Genomic DNA, 22,905 nt, shown 5'->3' with positions numbered 1-22,905 from the left:
AGCCTCATCCATAGTCACGATAGGGGTTGGCTAAAAACAACGGGGAGCCTGAGCTCCCCGTTACAGGCTTGCTTAGCGGCGCAGGCCCAGTGTCTGGATCAGGGCGACGTAGCGGCCATGATCCTTGCCGTTCAGGTAATCCAGCAGCTTGCGGCGCTGGTTGACCATGCGGATCAGACCGCGACGGGAGTGGTGATCGTGCTTGTGCGCCTTGAAGTGCGACTGCAGATCATCGATCTGGGCCGACAGCAGTGCAACCTGCACTTCAGGAGAACCAGTGTCATTTTCGACGCGGGCAAACTTGGCGATGATTTCAGCTTTCTGGGCTACAGTAAGAGCCATGGTGTTATCTCCACGAGATGCTAGGGAAAGGGCGTCTGGCCGTGCATCTCTACAGCCAGCGTGCGCGGTATTTTATCGGTTCATTCCGGCGATTGCCACGTCTATTGTGTACGTAACAACCGGCGGGGGGCGAGCAAACCGTCATCACTGACGACTCCCATCCCCAGAAAACGTTGCTCCGGGCCAAAAACCAGGACTTCCTTACCGGAAGGCGGCAAACCGCGCACCTGAACCGGCTGGCCACGCAGCAGGTAAAACGAAGCCGTCTCCGTCAACTCCAGTTTCGGATAATCGTCAACAGCCGCCCAGGGTGGCAATAGCAGGCGATCCAGCGCCTCCAGCCCACCCTCCCCGCCCAGCCGCTCCAGAGCTTCGAGCGTGACGCCTCCTTGCAGACGGAAGGGACCGCTGGCCAGTCGGCGCAAGGCCGCCACATGCGCGCCGCAACCCAAGGCTTCGCCAATATCTTCAACCAGATTGCGGATATAGGTGCCTTTGCTGCAGGCGACTTCGATGTCCCAGAATTCGGGTTCTACTTGCAGGACATCCAGGCGGTCAATGCGGATAGGTCTCGCCTCACGCTCCACTTCAATTCCCTGCCGGGCCAACTCGTAGAGCGGGCGCCCGTCTTTTTTCAGGGCGGAGAACATGGACGGAACTTGCGTGAGGTTGCCGCGAAAGTTCGTCAGCACGGCGTCGATTTCAGTACGGGTGAGACGCGGCACTGGATGTTCGGCGATCACTTCGCCTTCAGCGTCTGACGTGGTCGTTTTCTGCCCCAGCCGCATGCGGGCGCGATAGACCTTGTCGGCATCCAGCAAATGCTGGGAAAACTTGGTGGCCTCGCCGAAGCAGATGGGCAGCAGGCCGGTTGCCAGCGGATCAAGACTACCGGTATGGCCGGCCTTTTCCGCCTGGAATAACCAACGGACTTTTTGCAAGGCTTGATTGGAGGACATGCCTTGCGGCTTGTCAAACAGCAGGATGCCGTCGAGCGGGCGGCGCGGACGTCTGGGCTTGTTCAAGAGGGATTACCGGGAGAAATCAGGCTTCGTCCGTATCGGAGGAGTGATGGGCTTCATCCTCGGCAATGGCCTGATTGATCAGGGCGGACATACGGTTGCCGCGCGAGGTGGCCTCGTCATAATGAAAACGCAGGCGGGGAATCATGCGCACCATCAGCCGCCGACCTAGCTCACCGCGCAGGAATCCGGCAGCATTGTTCAGGACCGCGATGCTGGGAGCAAAATCCTCATCCAGGTTTTGGCCCATGACCGTGACATAGACATCGGCATAACCCATGTCCTTGCTGACCCGGACAGCGGAAACCGTGACCATGCCCAGACGGGGGTCTTTCAGTTCATTGCGGATAAGGTCGGCCATTTCACGCTGGATCTGGTCGGCGATACGCTGTATTCGCTGGCTCAAGGGGTGTCTCCGGCAAAAACGGCCATGTCCCAGGGAGGGATCATGGCCGTAGGGGTGCGACAGTTAGAGCGTGCGCTTGATTTCGTGCACTTCGTAGACTTCGATCTTGTCACCTTCACGGATGTCGTTATAGCCCTTCACGGCCATACCGCATTCCATTCCGTGACGCACTTCATGGACGTCGTCCTTGAAGCGGCGCAGCGACTCAAGCTCACCCTGAAAGACCACCACTTCATCACGCAGTACGCGGATCGGCTTGTTGCGGTAGGCAATGCCTTCCAGCACCATGCAACCGGCCGCCGCACCGAAGCGCGAGGAACGGAACACGTTACGCACCTGGGCCACACCCAGGATATGCTCACGGTGTTCCGGTGACAGCAGACCCGACATGGCCGCCTTGACGTCATCAATCATTTCATAGATGACGCTGTAGTAGCGCAGATCGATTTCATCCTGCTGGCACTTCAGGCGCGCGGCGTTGTCGGCCCGGACGTTGAAGCCCAGGATGACAGCGCCAGTCGATTCGGCCAGATTCACATCCGACTCGGTAATGGCGCCTACGCCAGAGCTGACGATCCGTACCCGTACATCGGCAACGCTGAGATCATTCAAGGCTTGGGCGATCGCTTCCAGTGAACCGCGAACATCTGTCTTCAACACGATGTTGACGGAAGGAACTTCCTGCTTGCCCATGGTGGCGAACAGGTTTTCCAGCTTCATGCCCTGATGCAGTTCCATCTTGGCCTGGCGTTCCTTGTTGGTGCGGAACTCCGCGACTTCGCGCGCCTTGCGCTCGTCATCCACAACCATGAATTCATCACCGGCATTCGGCGCTTCCGGCAATCCGAGGATTTCCACCGGAATGGACGGGCCTGCCGATTTGGTCGGCTTGCCAAGTTCGTCAATCATGGCGCGGACACGGCCATAATGCTGGCCGGCCAGCACCAGGTCACCGGTGCGCAAGGTGCCCTTCTGCACGAGCACGGTCGCAACCGCGCCACGGCCTTTCTCGACCCGGGCCTCGATCACAACGCCTTGGGCAGTGCCGTCTTCGACTGCAGTCAGCTCCAGCAGTTCAGCCTGGATCAGGATGATTTCGAGCAATTCGTCGATGCCCTGACCGCTGTGCGCCGAAACCTTGGCAATCGGAGTGTCGCCACCCCATTCTTCCGGCACCACCTGCTTGACCGTCAACTCGTTCAATACGCGATCAGGGTCCGCCGATTCCTTGTCCATCTTGTTGATGGCGACAATGATCGGCACACCGGCGGCGCGGGCATGATCGATGGCCTCAACGGTTTGCGGCATGACGCCGTCATCGGCCGCCACGACCAGCACAACGATATCCGTCGCCTTGGCGCCACGGGCGCGCATGGAGGTGAAGGCAGCGTGGCCCGGCGTATCCAGGAAGGTGATCACGCCGCGAGGCGTGGTCACATGATAAGCGCCGATGTGCTGGGTAATACCACCGGCTTCCCCGGAGGCCACCTTGGCGCGCCGGATATAGTCCAGCAACGAGGTCTTGCCATGGTCGACGTGACCCATGATGGTGACGACCGGCGGACGGGTAATGGCTTCGCCGTCATGCGCCATGGACTCCTTCAGGGAGTCTTCCATGGCCGTGGAGCTGACGTATTCCGGCTGATGCCCCATTTCCTCGACCACCAATGCGGCGGTCGCCTGGTCAATGGGCTGGTTCGGGGTCAATACTTCTCCCATCTTCATCAACACGCGGGTGACTTCTTTCGCCTTTACCGCCATCTGCTGGGCAAGATCCGCAACCAGGATGGATTCAGCAATCTTGACCTTGTAAACCTGTTTTTCGACCGGCTTTTCAAAGCCGTGCTGTTTAGACAGCGCCGAGCTCAGGGCCCGCTGGGCCGGCCGGTAGTTATGCTCTTCTTCGCGCTTCTTGCCACCCTTGTTCTTGCCGCCGCGCGTGGTGTTACCGCCCCGACGGATCTCGCGGTCTTCCTTGGCGAAGGAGTCTTCGAAAGCACGCCCTACCAGACCGCGCGCCAAGGGCACGTCTTCAGTTGCAGTTCCGGAGTCCGGACGGGCAGCCAGATCGGCAGCGATTTTCTGCGCCTGCTCCAGGGTCCGTAACCGGGCCTTCTCTTCAGCAGCCTTGCGAACAGCGGTCTCCTGAGCCTTGCGGGCCTCATCAGCCGCACGCCGACGAGCCTCTTCCGCTTCGCGCTGGGCGCGCTGCTCGGGTGTTTCGGATTTCTTGACCGTGGCGGGCTTCGGAACAGTCAGCTTCTTGTCACGGCCGGACTCTGCCGCCTTGCGCGGGGCATCACCCGCCGCCGACACTTCGCCGGACGGCTCACTGTCGGCGACAGGGGCGCTGACAGGGGCGCTGACAGGGGCCTGACGGGCAGCCTCTTCGGCAGCCTGCCGACGCGCGGCTTCCGCCGCCTCCGCAGCCAGACGCGCCGCCTCTTCCGCCTTGCGTGCGGCTTCCTGAGCAGCAGCCTCGTCGGAAGGCTTCACAAAGGTGCGGGTCTTGCGCACTTCGACGCTGACCGTCTTGGCCTTGCCACCGGTCGAAGGCGTGGTCTTGATGGTGCTGACCGTCTTGCGCTTGAGGGAAATCTGCCGGGCGTCATCGTCGGCTATTGTGCCGCCATGGCTGCGCTTCAAATGAGAAAGCAGCTGCTGCTTCTCGGCATCCGTAACCAGATCGTCAGAACCGCGACGGGTCAATCCCGCCTCCTGCATCTGGGCAACAAGCGTCTCGACCGAGCGGTCAATGAGTTGCGCAAGTTGTTTGACAGTTGTATCAGCCATGTGGCGCGTCACTCCAAAACGGGGTTACCGGCAAGGGTTACTGGAACCAGGGTTCGCGGGCTTTCATGATCAGACGAGCGGCTTTTTCAGCCCCCATTCCGTCAATATCGGCAATGTCGTCGATAGCCTGTTCAGCAAGGTCTTCCATGCTGATCACCCCACGGGCAGCCAGCGCATAGGCCAGCTGGCGGGTCATGCCTTCCATCGACAGCAAATCTTCGGCCGGTTCGGCCTTTTCCTCGGACACCAGCGCCTGGGTAAGCAGGGCATCCTTGGCTCGTTGACGCAGGGTCGCGACAATTTCTTCATCGAAATCGACGATCGCCAGCATCTCTTCAATCGGGATATAGGCAACTTCTTCCAGCGTGGTGAATCCTTCGCTGACCAGAATATTGGCAATATCCTCATCCACACCCAAATCACGCATGAACCCGTCCACGTACTGGCGGGCTTCATTGGCCTGCTTGGCGTTGGCTTCGTCAATCGTCATCACATTGAGACGCCAGCCGGTCAACTCGGAGGCCAGACGCACGTTCTGGCCGGCGCGACCAATGGTTTGCGCCAACTGGTCAGACTCAACCGCCACATCCATGGCGTGTGCATCCTCATCCATAATGATAGAGACCACTTCAGCCGGCTGCAGGGAGTTAATGACAAATTGCGCAGGATTATCATCCCACAGCACGATATCCACCCGTTCGCCGCCCAACTCACTGGTTACCGCCTGCACACGGGTGCCGCGCATACCGACACAGGCACCGACCGGATCAATGCGATGATCATTGGTCTTGACGGCAATCTTGGCGCGCACGCCGGGATCGCGGGCAGCACCCTTGATCTCGATGATTTCTTCGCCGATTTCCGGCACTTCCTTGCGGAACAGGGAAATGAGCATCTCCGGACAGGTCCGCGACAGCAGCAACTGGGCGCCGCGCATTTCATTATTGACCGAATCCAGAATGCCGCTGACCCGCTCCTTCAGGCGGAAATTTTCCTTGGGCAGCATCTGGTCACGCGCCAGATAGCCCTCGGCATTATTGCCAAGATCAACAATAACACCGTCACGTGTAATTTTTTTGACTTCGCCGGTCAGCATGTCGCCGATACGCTGGCGGTATGCATCAACCACCAGGGCCCGCTCAGCCTCACGCACTTTCTGCACCATGACCTGCTTGGCAGTCTGTGCAGCAATGCGCCCGAACTCGATGGAGGGAATCTGCTCCTCCACGACATCACCCAACTTCAGGCCGCGCTCTTCGACATCACTGATCGCCAACTGCTGGGCGGGCATTTCATGATCTTCATCAGCAACCACCGTCCAGCGGCGATAGGTATCATAATCGCCGGTCTTGCGATTAATGACGACACGGACATCCATCTCGTCAATATTGTATTTTTTGCGGGTTGCCGCCACGAGAGCCTGTTCCAGCGCATCGAAAATCGCCTCGCGGGGAACGCCTTTTTCATTGCTGACGGACTCAGCCACCAACAGGATTTCTTTGCTCATGCTGATTTCCTGAAACAAGAACGCTTAAACACTGGGAACCACATTGGCTTTGTCGACCTGCGCAAACGGCACAAGAACCACCTGCCCCTCCGACAACAACTCCAGGGTTTCACCCTGCACCTGCTGCAACACCCCCTTGTAGCGACGACGGCCGTTCAGTGGCGCCAGCAGGCGCAACAACACCTCACCACCCACAAAGCGCTCGTATTGCGACAAGGAAAACAAGGGACGATCCCAACCAGGAGAAGACACTTCCAGCGTGTATTCGCCGGCCACGGGATCCTCGACATCCAGAATGCCGCTCGCCTGATGACTGACCATCGCACAACCATCAACCGTCACCCCTTCAGGGCCGTCAATGTAGATGCGCAAGCAAGAGCGCTTACCCTGGGGAAAAAATTCAATGCCCCACAACTCGAAACCGCAGGCTGCCACAGCAGGAGCCAGCATATCCGTCAGTTTCTGGACTTTTTGCGATACCGCCATGCACAAACCTCAAAAACAAAAAATGGGCACCAAGGCCCATTTCATGCATCCGGCGGCAAACCGCCAAACGCTGCCTGAAAAAAAACCCACACAGATGTGGGCTTTTTCAGACCTCGGAATATGGTAGCGGGGGCTGGATTTGAACCAACGACCTTCGGGTTATGAGCCCGACGAGCTACCAGACTGCTCCACCCCGCAACAACAGGAGCGAGAATATAACCCCGCATCCTAATGAAGTCAACAACTTATTTCACTGACTTCGTTTTTCCTGCCCTTGCCAAACCTTGGTCTGGTGCGGAAGGGGGGACTTGAACCCCCACGGCTTGCGCCACTACCACCTCAAGGTAGCGTGTCTACCAATTCCACCACCCCCGCGGACAGGGCAGCAAGTCTAACCGACTCCTTTACGGATTGCTAGTCCCAACGGCGGGTTCCGCCGGGGTTTCTGCGACTGGCGCGGACGGCGTCGGCTCAGTCGCCGGGGCAGCGGCCGCAGGGGCAGGCGTCACAGGCTCAGGAGCCACCGCCTTCTTTACCACAGGGGAAGGCTTTGGCGCTGCCGCCACGGGCGCGGCGGCAGGAGCCGGAGCCGCTACCGGAGCCACGGGCGCAGGGACAGCCGTCACGACCGCCGCCGGAGCCACGGGCTGGCTGGCCGCCGCTGACGGCACATCCGCATTGGCGGGGGCCGCCGGAGCCTTTTCAACCACCGCAGCCGCAGGGATAAAGGGCATGGCGACCCGCTCCACCTTTTTCTTGGCGAAAATGGCCAGTGTGATACTGGTTGCGAAAAAAATCAGCGCCAGTACAGCTGTGGCCTTAGTCAGAAAGCCAGCTGAACCGGCGCTGCCAAATACGGTTTGCGAAGAGCCTGCGCCGAAGGACGCACCCATTTCAGCGCCCTTGCCCTGCTGCAACAGGATGAAGCCCGTCATGGCAATAGCGATCAGCACATGCACCACGAGAATGAAATTTTCCATGAAGGTTTCCGGCGGTTATGCCTCTGCCGCATGGCAGATGGCGATGAAATCATTGGCCTGCAAGGATGCGCCGCCCACAAGAGCGCCGTCGATGTCCGGCATGGCAAAAAGAGAGGCGGCATTATCTGCTTTTACACTGCCGCCGTAAAGGATGCACAGACCGGCGGCGATTCCGGCATTCCGGGCGGCGACCGTGGCGCGCAAATGGTGATGCATGGTCTGTGCGTCTTCGGGGGTGGCGGTGCGACCGGTGCCGATGGCCCAGACCGGCTCATAGGCCAGCACCGCACCGGACAACAAGTCGACACCGCCCTCGTCCATGATCGCCTGCAATTGCCCGGCAACAACGGCCAGAGCGTTGCCACTCTCGCGCTGAGCCAGGGTTTCACCGACACAAATGACCGGGATCATGCCTGCTTCGCGAACCCGCAGGCTTTTGCGGGCCACCAAACTGTCCGTTTCGCCGTAATACTGGCGACGCTCGGAATGCCCGGTGATCACGTAACGGACACCGGTTTCGGCCAGCATTCTCGCCGACACCTCACCGGTGAACGCACCCGAACCAGCCTCTGCCGCCACATCCTGCGCCGCCAGAAACACTCCTGATCCCGCGAGCTGCAAGGCAGCCTGCCCAAGATGCACAAAAGGAGGAGCAACCGCTGCGCCGCGCAAGCCAGCGTCAAGCAACTGTCGCAACAGCCGGGCGTTGGCGGCATGACTGCCGTTCATTTTCCAATTGCCGATCACCAGCTTCGGAAGTCTTTGACTCATGTACCGTTACTCCGGATTAAATCAGGCCAGCGCCGACCGCACCACATCCGCCAGATGCTGGCAGAGGCGGCTGATCTGGGACTGGTGCTCTCCTTCCACCATGACCCGGATTACCGGCTCGGTGCCCGAGGCGCGCAACAGGACGCGTCCACGTGCGCCGAGTTCGGATTCAACCTGCGCAACAGCATCCTTGACCAGGGCATTCTGCATCGGATCGGATTTCTGGCCTATCTTGACATTGATCAGCTGCTGGGGAAATTTAATCATGCCCTGACGCAGTTCCTGAAGGGAACGGCCGCTGCGCACCACGGCTGTCAACACCTGCAGGGAAGCAATGATGGCGTCGCCGGTCGTGGTTTTATCCAAACAGACCACATGCCCCGAGCCCTCTCCGCCCAGCGTCCAGCCGCGTTGCGTGAGCTGTTCCATGACATAGCGGTCACCGACCTTGGCCCGCACAAATTCCAGACCCACATCACGCAAGGCGACCTCCATGCCCATGTTGCTCATCAAAGTGCCGACCACACCCTGCAATGGCTGGCCGTCATCCATGCGTGCGCGGGCAATCATAAAAATAATTTCGTCACCATCCACCACCGAACCGGTATGATCAACCATGACAATCCGGTCACCGTCGCCGTCAAAGGCGATACCCAAATCGGCTTTATTGACCAGCACCGAGGCCTGCAGAGCCTGCGGATGCGTGGAACCGCATTCGGCATTGATGTTGAGACCGTTCGGCTCGCACCCCACGGTAATGACTTGCGCGCCCAGCTCCCGGAACACGGCAGGTCCAACCTGGTAGGTGGCGCCGTGGGCGCAATCCACCACAATTTTCAGCCCGCGCAAGCTCAGGTGGTAAGGAAAACTGGCCTTGCAGAACTCAATATAGCGACCCTTGGCATCTTCCTGGCGCAATGTTTTGCCGACCGCATCCGGATTGTCGATGGTCATGGGCTTTTCCAGCCAGTCCTCGATTTCACGTTCAATCGAATCGGGCAATTTCTTGCCGTCAGCCGAAAAAAATTTGATGCCGTTGTCATAATAAGGATTGTGCGAGGCGGAAATGACTACGCCGGCGCTGGCGTGAAAGGCCCGGGCCAAATGGGCAACGGCCGGTGTCGGCATCGGGCCCAGCAAGCGCACATCGACCCCGGCGGCGGAAAGCCCAGAGTGCAGGGCAGCTTCCAGCATATAGCCTGACAAGCGGGTATCTTTGCCGATAACCACCGATGGTTTGCCGCTGGCCGCCAGCACTTTTCCCGCCGCCCAACCCAGCTTCATGGCGAATTCCGGGACAATAGGCATCTCGCCGACCCGGCCACGCACGCCATCTGTTCCAAAATACTGTCGGCTCATTTTTTGTTCTCCCAAGGCAACAAGGCCGCCGCCACCGCCACCGCTTCACGGGTGGCCTTTACATCGTGGGTGCGGATAATCGAAGCGCCGCGCTCAACCGCCAAGGCGGCGGCGGCAACTCCCGCGAATAGACGCTGATCCACCGGAGCGCCGTTGAGGACGGCCCCCAGCATGCTTTTCCGGGACATGCCGGCCAGCAGCGGCAGCCCCCCGACCCGGACTTCCCGCAACCGGGCCAATAACTCCAGATTGTGCCCGGCTGTCTTGCCAAAGCCGAAACCCGGATCTATCAGCAAGCGTGAGCGGGCGATGCCGCCCTGTACACACTCATCCACACGCCGCTCCAGCCAGTCCCGGACTTCGGCAATGATATCCCGGTATTGCGGAGACTGTTGCATGGTAGAAGGCTGACCCTGCATATGCATGAGGCAGACCGGCAGGCCGGTGGCCGCCGCGGCCGCCAGCGCCCCGTCACGCTGCAATGAACGCACGTCATTGATCAGCCCGGCGCCACGGGCAGCCGACTCGGTCATCACTTCAGGACAAGAGGTATCTACAGAGAGGATGGTGTCAAAGCGGGCGGCTATGGCCTCCAGCACCGGCAACAGGCGGTCAAGTTCCTGCTGGGCACTGACCACCGCTGCACCGGGACGAGTGGACTCCGCACCCAGATCAAGCAGCGACGCGCCTTCCGCCAGCATCTGCTCCGCCTGGCGCAAGGCGTCATCCGGGCGCACGAAACGCCCCCCGTCAGAAAAGGAATCGGGGGTGACATTAAGCACCCCCATAATGACCGGATGCGACAGATCAAGCCAACGACTGCCACATTGCAACCCTGGCTTCATCAGCCCGGCGTATCCGGATTGGGCTTGTCGATAGATACCTTGCCGTCGCGATCCTTGCCAGCATCATTCCCGGAGGTGTCTTGCGGGGCCCGCGCCGGTTTGCCTGCCATGATGTCGTCAATCTGGCTGGAATCAATGGTCTCGAATTTCATCAAGGCCTCGGCCATGGCATCGAGCATTTCACGATGACTGACCAGCATCTCCTTGGCCTGGTTATAGCAGCGGTCAATGACGGCCCGGATTTCATTATCGATATCCATGGCAGTCTGCGCTGACACATTCTTGCGCTGGGTCACGGACCGGCCCAGGAAAACCTCGCCCTCTTCTTCATCGTAGAGCATGGGGCCCAGCTTTTCGGACAACCCCCACTTGGTGACCATGTTCCGGGCCAGTTCGGTGGCGCGCTGGATATCATTGGAAGCGCCGGTGGTGACGCCGTCGAATCCCAGCGTCAACTCCTCGGCTATGCGGCCGCCAAACAAGGAGCAGATCATCGATTCAATGCCGCGCTTGGACCGGGAATAACGATCCATTTCGGGCAGGAACATGGTGACCCCCAGCGCCCGCCCGCGGGGAATGATGGAGACCTTGTAAACCGGATCATGGTCGGGCAACAGGCGGCCGACAATGGCATGGCCTGCTTCGTGATAGGCGGTGTTGCGCTTTTCTTCCTCGGACATGACCATTGATTTGCGCTCGGCGCCCATCAGTATCTTGTCCTTGGCCAACTCAAACTCGCGCATGCCGACCGTATTGTTACTGCTGCGGGCGGCAAACAAAGCGGCTTCATTGACCAGATTGGCGAGATCGGCGCCGGAAAATCCCGGTGTGCCGCGCGCTATGAGGCCCGGATTGACATCATCACCCAGCGGCACCTTGCGCATGTGCACCTTGAGAATCTGCTCGCGGCCGCGAATATCGGGCAGGCCGACCACAACCTGGCGGTCAAAACGGCCCGGACGCAGCAAGGCGACATCCAGCACATCCGGACGGTTGGTCGCCGCAACGATAATGATGCCTTCATTGCCTTCAAAACCGTCCATTTCCACCAGCAACTGGTTCAGGGTCTGCTCGCGCTCGTCATGACCACCGCCCAGACCGGCGCCGCGCTGGCGGCCAACCGCATCAATTTCATCAATAAAGACGATACAGGGAGCCTGCTTCTTGGCCTGCTCAAACATATCCCGGACCCGGGACGCGCCAACCCCGACAAACATTTCAACAAAATCAGAACCGGAGATGGTGAAGAACGGCACCTTGGCCTCGCCGGCGATGGCCTTGGCCAGCAGGGTCTTGCCGGTGCCGGGAGGACCGACCAACAGCATGCCGCGCGGTATCTTGCCGCCCAGACGCTGGAATTTCGAGGGATCGCGCAGGAATTCAACAATTTCCTGCACATCCTGCTTGGCTTCATCACACCCGGCGACATCGCCGAAGGTGGTCTTGATCTGGTCTTCGGACAGCATGCGCGCCCGCGACTTGCCGAAGGTCATGGGACCGCCGCGACCGCCGCCGCCGCCGCCCTGCATCTGCCGCATGAAGAACATGAACAGCAACACAATGAGCACCACCGGGAAGCTGGCGACCAGCAACTGCATCCAGACGCTCTGCTGCTCGGGAGCGGCGCCTTCAACGCTGACGTTCTTTTCCAGCAACTTGCCCATCAGTTCGGGGTCGGCAATGGAAGGCCGCACCGTTTCGAATTTGTCACCGTTCATCTTTTCACCGGCAATGGTGAGGCCGTCAATGCGCACGCGCTTGACCTCGCCATTACCGACCGAACTGACAAACTCGGAGTAGTTCAGATTTTTGGTCGGCGTCTGCTGATTGAAATTGCTGAACACAAAAACCAGGATACCGGCGATGGCCAGCCACAGCAGCAAATTTTTCATCATGTCGTTCAAGGGTCACAATCCTTAGGCATTACAACTGCTTGGAAGCCACAATCCCCGATTGGGGGCCCGGCCGCCGACCGCAGGCCAAGGCTATTTTGCCTTGAATCCGCCGGCCAGCAAGTACATTTCTCGTGAACGCGACCGCGAAGCATCGGGCTTGCGGCTTTTCAGGGTGGCGAAATTATCCTGGACCGCCTTGCGGTACTCGTCGTAGCCCTCCCCCTGGAAGACCTTGACCAGGAACTGGCCACCCGGCTTCAACACCCGCACGGCGAAATCCAGCGCCAGTTCACACAGGTAAAAGGCGCGCGGCTGATCAACTGCCGTATTACCGGAAGTATTGGGGGCCATATCTGAAATTACAAGGTCGACCGGACGGCCATTAAGCGTATCCAGCAACTGCGCAAAGACTTCTTCCTCACGGAAATCGCCTTGCAGGAAGGTGACGCCGGGCAAGGCATCCATCTCCAGGATATCTGAGGCAATAACCATACCATTGACGCCCACAATCCGGGCAGCAATCTGCGACCAGCTGCCGGGGGCCGCTCCGAGGTCGACCACTGTCATGCCCGGACGGATGATTTTGTCCTTTTCCTGGATTTCCAGCAGCTTGTAGGCCGCGCGTGCGCGATAGCCGTCCTTCTGCGCCCGCTGGACATAAACGTCTTCGAAATGCTCTTTCAGCCAATCCTTGCTGCTTTTACTGAGATTCCGGTTGTTGATGCGTACCGCCACAATGCGTGAAACCTGAACTTGGGTTAAAATAACCGCTCTTTTTATCAAGTTTCGAGTCTTTCCGCCATGCCTTTGTCCATTACCGAGAAAAAACGCTTCCGCCAGATCGGCCACCAGCTGAATCCCGTTGTCATGCTGGGGGGCCAAGGGCTGACCGAGGGCGTGATGGCGGAAATCGAACGCGCCCTGGAAGACCATGAGCTGATCAAGGTGCGCATCGGCGGCGAGGACCGCGAGGCCCGTCGCGCCGTCATTGACGCCATTACGGCGCAAACCCGCAGCGAGGCGGTGCAGGTCATCGGCAAGCTGGTGCTGCTGTACCGGGCCGCCAAGCAACCGCATCCCAAGCTTTCCAACGTCATGCGGCACAACCACGCTTAGCCTTGCGACAACCGGGCGGTCAGTCACAAGGCAGACCGCCTTTACATAATAATCCCGGGCCCTGAAGCGCCATGATCAAAATCCTGCTGACCCTGACCCTATTGCTGGCAACATTCGCCACCGGCCCCGCAAAGGCCAAAGACGATGGCAATGAACTGGATGCCCTGCGCACCCGACTCAGCACGGAATGGCTGCTGGTCAAAAACGACCGGATGCGCAAGATCCGCACCTATGCCCGCCTGGAAGACGGCAAGCGCTACCGCTCGTTCAAGGTGGAAGCCGTGCTGGAAACCCGCATGGAACCACTGGCACGGGTGCTGCTCGATTTCGAGAATTATCCGAAGTGGTTCTGGAAGACCCATGAAGCCCGGTTGTTGCGGAAGGACTCGGCCACCGAATATTTCGTCTACATGACCCACGACGCCCCTTACGGCCTCCCGGACCGCGACACCGTGCTCAAGGCGACGGTGGAGCCCCAAGGCAAGGGCCGACCGTATGTGCTGCTGAAGACCACGGCCGTGCCCGATATGATTCCGGCCAAACCGCCGCTGGTGCGGGTGGTCGCCGAGGAAATGACAATCCGTTTCTGGCCGTTACCCAATAATCAGGTGCAGATGCAGGTGGAAGGCTACTTTGATCCGGGCGGCGTGGTGCCGCCGTGGGCCGCCAACCTGGTGCAGCGCACTGCGCCCTATGCGGTGATGCTGGCCATGCAGCGGATCGCCAACGAGGCGGAATACCGGTTATCGCGGGACCCACTGCCCTTCCCGGTCTACAACACGGAGAACTTGCCCTGATGCATCAGGGACGGGACTGCACGGGATTGCCTTGGTCATCAATGCGCCGCATCAGATAGCAGAGGCAATCCAGCCGCACCGCTTGCGGGTCCCGCGTCAGCATGGCGGGAACCAGACGCTGCCCGAGGCGGATACTGCCGGATTCGACCACCACGCAATCCGCCGGCAGGCTCTCACCCGGCACGCCGGGAACCACCGACAAACGGGAACCGGGCGTTCCAACCCTGCCCAGCAGGGTTCCGGGAGCCGCTTCGGTAAAATTGAGCGTATCAATATCCGTCCGGAACCGGATATCCGCCGCTGAACCGTCAAAGGAAAAGGACAATCCTTCGGGCACTTTCAGAATGGCCACCGTCTGCAACAACTCCAGCTCACCGGCAGCCAGCGCATGCTCGGGAAAATGATCCAGATGCAGGCAGGCCTCGAGGAACTCGGCGGCATGACCCACCCCGCTGCCACTCCCGACCTTGCCGCACTCCACGGTGACCGCCGGACATAACTCCGCCATGGCCATGGACTGCACGCCCACCGGCTCGCTGAAATACACAGCGATGCGGGAAAACAGCCGCGCCAAATGGAAAAAGCGGGTATCCAGCCGGTTAAGACAGGCGTAATGCGGATTGAGACCGGTATTGTTGTGGATGTCGATGCTGGCGAAGGGCTGAAGTTCACGCATGATCGCCACCACGTCAGCCATAATGGCGGCTTCCGCCGCTTCCGGCACACAGGTTCCCGGCCAGACACGGTTGAAGTCGCTCTGCCCCGGCAAGGTACGCACCCCCGCCGCCGCTGCATGGATGTTGCCGATGAACAGCGACATGGCGCGCGGCAACTCCCGCCCCTGATAGCGTTGCAGCACCTCCCGCACCGCATCCCAGCCGGTATCCTCGTTGCCATGCAGCAGAACGGACACAAACAGCGGCCTGGCATGGCGTCCGGGCAGATGAACCAGTGTCGGTCCCGGCAGACGGGTTGCCAGTTCCGGAGCGGTCATGGCCAGCAAGTCAGGCGGCAATGAATCCAGCAGGTGCAGGCGGGGCATGAGTGAAATCTCCTGAGAACATGGGGTTGTCGCGTTCAGCCGCCGGACGGCAACGGCCATTGGTGGACGGGCGCTGCGCTGCGCTGGCACTCCGCATACGCCGCCATGAAGCGGGGAATATCGCCCCCGCAGCGCTTCAGGGCCTGGCGCTGCCAGACCGCACCGGTCATTCCGGACTCGATACGGCCAGCGATCACATCCAGATAACGGTGGATATCCACGCTGCCGATGCCGAATTCGCGCAATCCGGACCGGGCCATCGGCAGCAATTCATTCAGCCACAAGCGTCGAACCGGCATGCCGTCTTTTCCGGCCCAACGCAAGGGGGCGTCCATTCCGTCGCGGGCGGCGGCATAGAAATTGGCGCGGGCATCGGCAAAGGGCAGCAAGCCTGAGGTGTCAACATCCTGCATGACCCAGCCATGCACCAGCCCCAGAAAAAGCGCGGCATTGGCCACCATGTCGGTCAATGAGGGCCCGGCAGGCAGGCAACGGAATTCCAGGCGCAGATGCGGTTGGCCATCCTCCTCGAAACCGATCAGCGGACGGTTCCAGCGCCAGATGGTGCCGTTGTGCAGACGCAGGTGGCGCAGGGCTTCCGGCGGCTCGTCGAATCCCAGGGGCAGCAAGGCCGGGTATTCCTCCCGGTTCTCACGGAACAATTCCATGACCGAATCAATATAACCGCGACCAAAGCCGACCCGCTCGCTGTCCGGCAGGCGGCCGCCAAGGCCGATGGACTGTTCGAACAGGGGAATCCGGGTCTCCGCCCACAGGTCATGGCCAAACAGGAAAGGCGAATTACCGCAAACGGCCAGCACCGGCCCCACCGCCATCAACGAGGCGTTGTAATAGCGGTGCGCCAGTCTTGCCGGCGTCTTGAGATGGATCTGGAAGGAGGTGGTGCCGGCTTCCAGCATGACATCCTCATGCACCAGGTGCAGATGGTCGCGGCCCTGGATGTCCAGCTCGAAGGGCATTCCCTGCCGGGCGCGCAAGACTTCGCTGTTCAGGGCCTGATAACGCTTCACTACCGAGATATTGGCCAGCGTCAGGTCGGACTGGCGGATGGCGGGCAAGGTGCCGATGAGCAGCATATTGGCATCCAGCCCGTGCGCCACCCGATTGCAGTGCTCCCAAAGCTCGCGCAACTGGCGATCCGCCCGCTGGAAGGTGTCAAGACTGAAATCCAGCGGCGGTGTGTTCAATTCAACATTGAAGCGCGAGAGCTCATGCACCACCAGCGGATGCCTGAGCTTGTTGAGGAAAACCTCATTGGCGGGATTGGGAAAATAATCATGGTCAAGCAGCCAGCTTTCGACCTCGACCCCCCAGGAATAGCCGCTCTCCGAAAACACGCCATCCCGGAACCAGCCTTCCAGACACTGCGTTTCCTGTGCCAACCGCTCATTGAAACGGGTCACATCCGCCGGCGTAAACCGGGTTCTGCCGATTTCTTCACCCATGCCGTTAAATCCGCATGCTTTATCTGTAAATCATACACCCGCAGGATGAGCGGCGGGAATGAGCCGCCACGATGGATGAAACAGCCCTGTTTCTGCACTGTCGCGGTGCATGCGCATTGTTTTGGCGCACTCAAAGCGCCACCCGTGCCATATTTTTGTCAGAATGGCATGGCACAACTCTTGCTGAGGCGATGGGATACCTGCCCATTCCGCAGACGGGAGCTTACCGTGTCCATCCATGTTGCCCTGAACCATGTCACGCACTACCGCTATGACCGCGCCATCAATGTCGGGCCGCAAATTGTGCGCCTGCGTCCGGCGCCGCACTGCCGCACCCGCATCCTGTCCTATTCCTTGAAAGTGACGCCGGAAAAGCACTTCATCAACTGGCAACAGGACCCGCAGTCCAATTATCTGGCGCGTCTGGTTTTCCCGGAAACCACGCAAGAATTGCGCATCGAGGTGGATCTGGTTGCCGAACTGTCGGTGATCAATCCCTTCGACTTCTTCCTGGAACCGCATGCCGAAAAGATTCCTTTTGATTACCAGGACCCGGCGTTGCTGCACGAGCTGGCCCCGTATCTGGTGACCCTGCCGCTGTCGCCGCGCTTCAGTGAGTATCTGGCAAAAGTGCCGCGAGAGCCGAAGACCACTGTCAATTTCCTGGTGGAATTGAACCAGCGCGTCTATCAGGACGTGAACTACCTGATCCGGATGGAGCCGGGGGTGCAGTCGCCGGAGGAAACGCTGGAAAATGGCTCCGGCTCCTGCCGCGATTCGGCCTGGCTGCTGGTGCAACTGCTGCGGCATCTGGGCATGGCGGCGCGTTTTGTGTCCGGCTACCTGATCCAGCTGACGGCGGATGTGAAGGCGCTGGACGGCCCGTCCGGCCCCAGCGCCGACTTCACCGACCTGCACGCCTGGTGCGAGGTCTACCTGCCGGGTGCGGGCTGGGTGGGGCTGGACCCGACCTCCGGCCTGTTTGCAGGTGAAGGGCATCTGCCGCTGGCCTGCAGTCCCGAACCCTCCTCCGCCGCGCCGATCAGCGGCCTGACAGACCCCTGCGAAGTGGAATTCGCACACCACATGAAGGTGGAGCGCATCTGGGAGGCCCCGCGCGTCACCAAACCCTATTCCGAAGAGCAATGGGCGGCCATTGAAGCGCTGGGACACGATATTGACCGCCACCTGCGCGAACGCGACGTGCGCCTGACCATGGGCGGCGAGCCGACCTTTGTCGCGGTGGATGATCCCGACGGTGAGGAATGGAACACCGCCGCCCTCGGCCCCACCAAGCGCTACCGGGCGCTGGAACTGTACAACCGTCTGCGCAACAAGTATGCCCCGCAGGGGTTGTGTCATTTCGGGCAAGGCAAGTGGTATCCCGGCGAGCAACTGCCGCGCTGGTCGCTGAACTGCTATTGGCGCAAGGATGGCGAGCCGGTGTGGCTGGACAACAGCCTTTATGCCGACGAACGCAAACAATACGGGGCGGATGCCGCGCTGGCCGCCGAATTCCTGCACGGACTGGCCGCCCGCCTCGGCCTCGACAGCCAGTATGTCTTTCCGGCTTATGAGGACGTCTTTTATTACCTGTGGAAGGAACGCAAGCTGCCGGTCAACGTCGATCCGCTGGATTCCCGCCTGAGCGATCCCATGGAGCGGGAGCGCATGGCGAAGGTCTTCAGCCAAGGGCTGGAGAAAGTGATCGGCCATGTGTTGCCGCTGGCGCGCAGCGCCCGCACCGACGCCTGGCAAACCGGACCGTGGTTCCTGCGCGGGGAACACTGCTTCCTGATTCCCGGCGATTCCCCGATCGGCTATCGCCTGCCGCTGGACGGACAGCCCTGGGTCAGCGAAGGCGATTATCCCTACATTCACCAGCCGGACCCGGCGCAGACCTTTGGCCGCCTGAAGTCGCACGCCACCCTGCGCTATCAGTCCCAGCATAACGCTCATCCCGGCGAAGTGCTGAAAACCGTGCCCGAGAAGAAGAAATCCGCCGCGCAACTGACCCGCACCGCCCTGTGCGCCGAACCGCGGGACGGCAAGCTGTACCTGTTCATGCCGCCGCTGGTGCAGCTGGACGACTACCTGGAGCTGGTCGCCGCCATTGAGGCCACCGCTGCGTCGCTGGGCATGCCGGTGATCATGGAGGGTTACGAACCGCCTTCCGACCCGCGCCTGACGAATTTCCGCATCACCCCTGACCCCGGCGTCATTGAAGTCAACATCCATCCGGCGGCGGACTGGGGCGATCTGGTGGAACGCACCACCCACCTGTATGAGGCAGCGCACCAGTCACGGCTGACCACCGAGAAATTCATGGTGGACGGCCGCCATACCGGCACCGGCGGCGGCAATCATTTCGTGATGGGCGGCGCCACCACCGGCGATTCGCCGTTCCTGCGCCGCCCCGACCTGCTGCGAAGCCTGGTCAGCTACTGGCACAACCATCCGTCGCTGTCCTACCTCTTTTCGGGTCTGTTCATCGGCCCGACATCCCAGGCGCCGCGCGTGGACGAAGCCCGTAATGACTCGCTTTATGAACTGGAAGTCGCCTTCAAGCAGTTCCCGCAACCGGGATCGAGTTGCCCGCCGTGGCTGGTGGACCGCTTGTTGCGCAACCTGCTGATTGACGTGACCGGTAACACCCATCGCGCTGAATTCTGTATCGACAAGCTGTACTCACCGGACGGCCCCACCGGCCGCCTGGGCCTGCTGGAACTGCGCGCCTTTGAAATGCCGCCGCATGCGCGGATGAGCCTGGCGCAGCAACTGCTGTTGCGGGCGCTGCTGGCGCACTTCTGGGAAGAACCTTATGCCCCGGAGCGCCTGACCCGCTGGGGCACCGAACTGCACGACCGTTTCCTGCTGCCGCATTTCGTCAAGCAGGATTTCGAGGATGTGATTCAGGACTTGCAGGGATCGGGTTATGACTTCCGTCCGGAATGGTTCGACGCCCATTTTGAATTCCGATTCCCCAAATACGGCGATTTTGCGGTGAAAGGCATGGCGCTGGAAGTTCGGCATGCCCTGGAACCCTGGCATGTGATGGGCGAGGAAGGTTCACCCGGCGGTACGGTGCGTTTTGTCGATTCCTCTGTGGAACGGGTACAGGTCAAGGTGAGCGGCATGGCCCCGGACCGTTATGTGCTGATGTGCAACGGGCGGCCGGTGCCGCTGCAGGCGACCGGCACGGTCGGGGAATTCGTCGGAGGCGTGCGTTATCGGGCCTGGCAACCGCCGTCCTGCCTGCATCCGACCATTGGCGTGGACTCTCCGTTGACCTTTGATCTGGTGGACTCCTGGCAGAAACGCTCGCTGGGCGGTTGCCAGTACCACGTAATGCACCCCGGTGGCCGCAGCTACGATACCTTCCCGGTCAATGCCTTCGAAGCCGAAAGCCGCCGTCTGGCGCGCTTCTTCCGGCTGGGGCATACCCCGGGACGACTGGCGGTTCCGCAGATCAACCGGTCGCCTGACTTCCCCTTCGTGCTAGACTTGCGTGCCAACCGACTTTGATTGACACCCTGATCCGCAACGCCCGCGCCCTGGCCCGCCAGGGCGCGCGTCCGGGTGTCCCGGAAACCACGCCTGCCATGACCGATTTGTTTGCACCCCTGCCCGACGAACCCGACCGTTATCATGAGATATTCACGGCCGAGGGTGAGGTTCGCCCGCACTGGCGCGACTTCCACGCCCTGCTGTCGGCGATGACGCCGGAGCAGATGCAGCACCGCACCGAGCTGGTGGAGCGGCTGGTCAAGGAAAACGGCATTACTTACAACATCTACAGCACCGCTACCGACACCAGCCGCCCCTGGCGGCTGGGTTCGGTGCCCAATCTGATCCCGGCGGCGGAATGGCAGGAAATCGCTTCCGGCATTGCCCAGCGCGCTGAACTGCTGAACCGGGTGCTGGCCGACCTCTATGGTCCGCAAACGCTGCTGGCGGAAGGTCTTCTTCCCCCGGAACTGGTTTACGGCCACAACAACTTCCTGTGGCCCTGCGTGGGGCTGGAGCCGCCCGGCGGCCTGTTCCTGCATGTGTACGCCGCCGATCTGGCGCGCGGCCCCGACGGCCACTGGTCGGTGATGGCGGACCGCACGCAGGCCCCGTCCGGCATGGGTTATGCGCTGGAAAACCGGCAGATCGTCGCCCGCGCCTTCCCCGAACAATACAAGCAGCTGCAGGTGCAGGCGCTGACCGGTTTCTTCCAGGGACTGCAACAGACGCTGACCCGGCTGGCCCCGACCATGGGCGAACCGCCGCTGACGGTGCTGCTGACCCCCGGACGCTATAACGAAACCTACTTTGAGCACATCTACCTGGCGCGTCAGCTGGCCATGCCGCTGGTGGAAGGCAACGACCTGACGGTGCGCCAGTCGGTGGTGTACCTGAAGACGCTGAACGGTCTGAAGCGGGTGCACGCCATCTTCCGCCGTCTGGATGATGACTTCTGCGATCCGCTGGAACTGCGCAGCGACTCGGCGCTGGGCGTGCCCGGCCTGCTGGAAGCGGCCCGCGCCGGAACCGTGCTGATTGCCAACGCCCTCGGCTCAGGCGTGCTGGAAACCCCCGGCCTGCACGGTTTCCTGCCGCGCATCGCCAAGTTCCTGACCGGCGAGACGCTGGAAATGCCGTCGCTGGACACTTGGTGGTGCGGTGAAGCCCCGGCGCAGGAAGAAGCCCTGGAGCGGTTGCCCGAACTGGTGATCAAGCCCGCCTTCCCCTCCCAGCGCTTCGGGCCGGTGTTCGGCAAGCTGCTGGACAAAAAGGGCATGGCCGAGATTCGCCAGCGCATATCCCGCCGGCCTTACGCCTATGTGGCGCAAGAGCTGAAGCAGCTGTCGCTGGCCCCGGTCTGGCAGAGCTCCGAAGGCCGGTTCACGTCCCGTTCGGCCGCGATGCGGGTTTATGCCGTCGCCACCGAAAAGGGCTGGCTGGTGATGCCCGGCGGCCTGACCCGCGTGGCGGGCAAGGAATCGCAGGAAGTGGTGTCGATGCAGCGCGGCGGCATCAGCAAGGACACCTGGGTCTGCTTCAGCCCCAGCACCCGCCGCGAAACGCCGACCGTGCGGCCGCTGGGCGTCAGCGACTTGCTGCGCCAGGACCCCTACCTGCCGTCACGGGTGGCGGAAAACATGTTCTGGCTGGGCCGCTACGCCGAGCGCTGCGACAACAACGCGCGGCTGCTGCGCTCGGCATTGTCGCGGCTGGTGGAAGTGGCCGGGGACGGCGATTCCGGTCTGGAAGTGGCGCTGGACACCTGCCGCTTTCTGGGCATTCTGGAAGAAGATGACGACCCGGCGCTGAAACTGACCGCCTCGCTGTGTGAAAGTGAAGGCGGCAGCCTGCGCGGCTCACTGGGCTCGCTGATCTGGTCCGCCTCACAGGTGCGGAGCCGGCTGTCGCACGAGAACTGGATTGCCATTGTCGATCTGGAGCAGGAGGCCGACCAACTGCGGCCGGGCGCCATGGCCATCGGTGAATCGCTGGTCTTCCTCGACCGGCTGCTGATGTCGCTGTCGTCGCTGGCCGGTTTCGCCATGGACGACATGACCCAGGACAACAGCTGGCGCTTCCTGATGATCGGACGGCGGCTGGAACGGCTGCAATTCCTGGCCTCGGCCATTGCGCGGCTGCTGGAAACCCCGGCCGCCACTGGCCAGACCGGCCTCGACTGGCTGCTGGAACTGGCCGACAGCACCATCACCTACCGCAGCCGCTACCTGTCCACCGCACAACTGATTCCGGTGCTGGACCTGATTCTGCTGGATCCGGCCAACCCGCATGCCCTGATCTACCAACTGGACAAGCTGGTGTCGTCGCTGCGGCATATCGGCGACGACGAGGATTACGGCCTGGCCGCCATTCGCGACCAACTGGCGACCCTGGATCTGGGGGTGCTGGAAAGTGAAATGCAGTATCCCAAACGGCTGCCGAAGGCGCTGGCCATTCTGGCACACCTGTTACACGACATCGCCCGGGCGGGTCTCGGCCTTTCCGACCAGCTGACGCTGCGCTATTTTGCGCATGTCGACAGCATCAGCCACCCCACGGTATCCACCTGAC

18 protein-coding genes and 2 tRNA genes are annotated in these 22,905 nt (G+C 61.0%); 4 read left to right on the top strand and 16 right to left on the bottom strand.

Going from position 1 to position 22,905, the window contains the following annotated elements; translation table 11 throughout:
• Positions 1-72: 72 nt before the first annotated feature.
• The 14 genes from rpsO to rlmE all read right to left on the bottom strand — a co-directional run bounded on the left by rpsO (position 73) and on the right by rlmE (position 13,141).
• Positions 73-342, bottom strand: a complete 270-nt coding sequence (rpsO, locus tag Q7T36_RS17795; RefSeq protein WP_304852008.1) for a 30S ribosomal protein S15 — start codon at positions 340-342, stop codon at positions 73-75.
• Positions 343-443: 101 nt separating this feature from the next.
• The gene (gene truB / locus Q7T36_RS17790; RefSeq protein WP_304852005.1) at positions 444-1,367 is read right to left on the bottom strand and encodes a tRNA pseudouridine(55) synthase TruB; all 924 of its coding nucleotides are present in this window, start codon (positions 1,365-1,367) and stop codon (positions 444-446) included.
• Between the two features lie 19 nt (positions 1,368-1,386).
• A complete protein-coding gene (gene rbfA / locus Q7T36_RS17785; RefSeq protein ID WP_304852002.1) occupies positions 1,387-1,770 on the bottom strand; it encodes a 30S ribosome-binding factor RbfA in 384 nt (127 codons plus the stop codon).
• A gap of 63 nt (positions 1,771-1,833) precedes the next feature.
• Complete coding sequence (gene infB / locus Q7T36_RS17780; protein WP_304852000.1) at positions 1,834-4,563, bottom strand: translation initiation factor IF-2; 2,730 nt, start codon at positions 4,561-4,563, stop codon at positions 1,834-1,836.
• A 37-nt stretch (positions 4,564-4,600) separates the two neighbouring features.
• Complete coding sequence (nusA, locus tag Q7T36_RS17775) at positions 4,601-6,070, bottom strand: transcription termination factor NusA (RefSeq protein WP_304851997.1); 1,470 nt, start codon at positions 6,068-6,070, stop codon at positions 4,601-4,603.
• A gap of 24 nt (positions 6,071-6,094) precedes the next feature.
• On the bottom strand, positions 6,095-6,556 hold the full coding sequence (gene rimP / locus Q7T36_RS17770) for a ribosome maturation factor RimP (RefSeq protein WP_304851994.1): 462 nt from the start codon (positions 6,554-6,556) through the stop codon (positions 6,095-6,097).
• Between the two features lie 121 nt (positions 6,557-6,677).
• A tRNA-Met gene (locus Q7T36_RS17765) sits at positions 6,678-6,754 on the bottom strand.
• 92 nt (positions 6,755-6,846) lie between these two features.
• Positions 6,847-6,931: transfer RNA gene (locus Q7T36_RS17760), tRNA-Leu, on the bottom strand.
• Positions 6,932-6,960: 29 nt separating this feature from the next.
• On the bottom strand, positions 6,961-7,536 hold the full coding sequence (gene secG, locus Q7T36_RS18045) for a preprotein translocase subunit SecG (RefSeq protein WP_370690148.1): 576 nt from the start codon (positions 7,534-7,536) through the stop codon (positions 6,961-6,963).
• A gap of 15 nt (positions 7,537-7,551) precedes the next feature.
• Positions 7,552-8,307, bottom strand: a complete 756-nt coding sequence (gene tpiA, locus Q7T36_RS17750; RefSeq protein ID WP_304851991.1) for a triose-phosphate isomerase — start codon at positions 8,305-8,307, stop codon at positions 7,552-7,554.
• 21 nt (positions 8,308-8,328) lie between these two features.
• Complete coding sequence (gene glmM, locus Q7T36_RS17745; RefSeq protein ID WP_304851987.1) at positions 8,329-9,666, bottom strand: phosphoglucosamine mutase; 1,338 nt, start codon at positions 9,664-9,666, stop codon at positions 8,329-8,331.
• The gene (gene folP, locus Q7T36_RS17740; RefSeq protein WP_304851984.1) at positions 9,663-10,511 is read right to left on the bottom strand and encodes a dihydropteroate synthase; all 849 of its coding nucleotides are present in this window, start codon (positions 10,509-10,511) and stop codon (positions 9,663-9,665) included. The genes glmM and folP overlap by 4 nt, the downstream gene beginning before the upstream one ends.
• On the bottom strand, positions 10,511-12,415 hold the full coding sequence (ftsH, locus tag Q7T36_RS17735) for an ATP-dependent zinc metalloprotease FtsH (protein WP_370690147.1): 1,905 nt from the start codon (positions 12,413-12,415) through the stop codon (positions 10,511-10,513). The genes folP and ftsH overlap by 1 nt, the downstream gene beginning before the upstream one ends.
• Positions 12,416-12,496: 81 nt before the next feature.
• Positions 12,497-13,141: a 23S rRNA (uridine(2552)-2'-O)-methyltransferase RlmE gene (rlmE, locus tag Q7T36_RS17730; protein ID WP_304852053.1), complete on the bottom strand. Its 645-nt coding sequence runs from the start codon at positions 13,139-13,141 to the stop codon at positions 12,497-12,499.
• A gap of 66 nt (positions 13,142-13,207) precedes the next feature.
• Here rlmE and yhbY point away from each other — a divergent pair, with 66 nt between their 5' ends.
• Together yhbY and Q7T36_RS17720 are read left to right on the top strand one after the other, a co-directional pair.
• Positions 13,208-13,522 (top strand): ribosome assembly RNA-binding protein YhbY, encoded by a 315-nt coding sequence (yhbY, locus tag Q7T36_RS17725; RefSeq protein WP_304851981.1) that lies wholly within the window; start codon positions 13,208-13,210, stop codon positions 13,520-13,522.
• Positions 13,523-13,593: 71 nt separating this feature from the next.
• The gene (locus tag Q7T36_RS17720) at positions 13,594-14,319 is read left to right on the top strand and encodes an START domain-containing protein (RefSeq protein ID WP_304851978.1); all 726 of its coding nucleotides are present in this window, start codon (positions 13,594-13,596) and stop codon (positions 14,317-14,319) included.
• Between the two features lie 4 nt (positions 14,320-14,323).
• Here Q7T36_RS17720 and Q7T36_RS17715 read toward each other — a convergent pair whose 3' ends face one another.
• Together Q7T36_RS17715 and Q7T36_RS17710 are read right to left on the bottom strand one after the other, a co-directional pair.
• Positions 14,324-15,361: a M14 family metallopeptidase gene (locus Q7T36_RS17715; RefSeq protein ID WP_304851975.1), complete on the bottom strand. Its 1,038-nt coding sequence runs from the start codon at positions 15,359-15,361 to the stop codon at positions 14,324-14,326.
• 35 nt (positions 15,362-15,396) lie between these two features.
• A complete protein-coding gene (locus Q7T36_RS17710; RefSeq protein ID WP_304851972.1) occupies positions 15,397-16,827 on the bottom strand; it encodes a hypothetical protein in 1,431 nt (476 codons plus the stop codon).
• A gap of 228 nt (positions 16,828-17,055) precedes the next feature.
• Here Q7T36_RS17710 and Q7T36_RS17705 point away from each other — a divergent pair, with 228 nt between their 5' ends.
• Both Q7T36_RS17705 and Q7T36_RS17700 read left to right on the top strand, forming a co-directional pair.
• Positions 17,056-20,352, top strand: a complete 3,297-nt coding sequence (locus Q7T36_RS17705; RefSeq protein WP_304851970.1) for a DUF2126 domain-containing protein — start codon at positions 17,056-17,058, stop codon at positions 20,350-20,352.
• Positions 20,349-22,904: a circularly permuted type 2 ATP-grasp protein gene (locus Q7T36_RS17700; protein WP_304851967.1), complete on the top strand. Its 2,556-nt coding sequence runs from the start codon at positions 20,349-20,351 to the stop codon at positions 22,902-22,904. Before Q7T36_RS17705 ends, Q7T36_RS17700 begins: the two co-directional genes overlap by 4 nt.
• Position 22,905: the final 1 nt, after the last annotated feature.

The sequence above is a fragment of the Fluviicoccus sp. genome, assembly GCF_030646115.1.
Lineage (GTDB): Bacteria > Pseudomonadota > Gammaproteobacteria > Pseudomonadales > Moraxellaceae > Fluviicoccus.
This window is presented reverse-complemented; position numbering and strand designations above follow the sequence as displayed.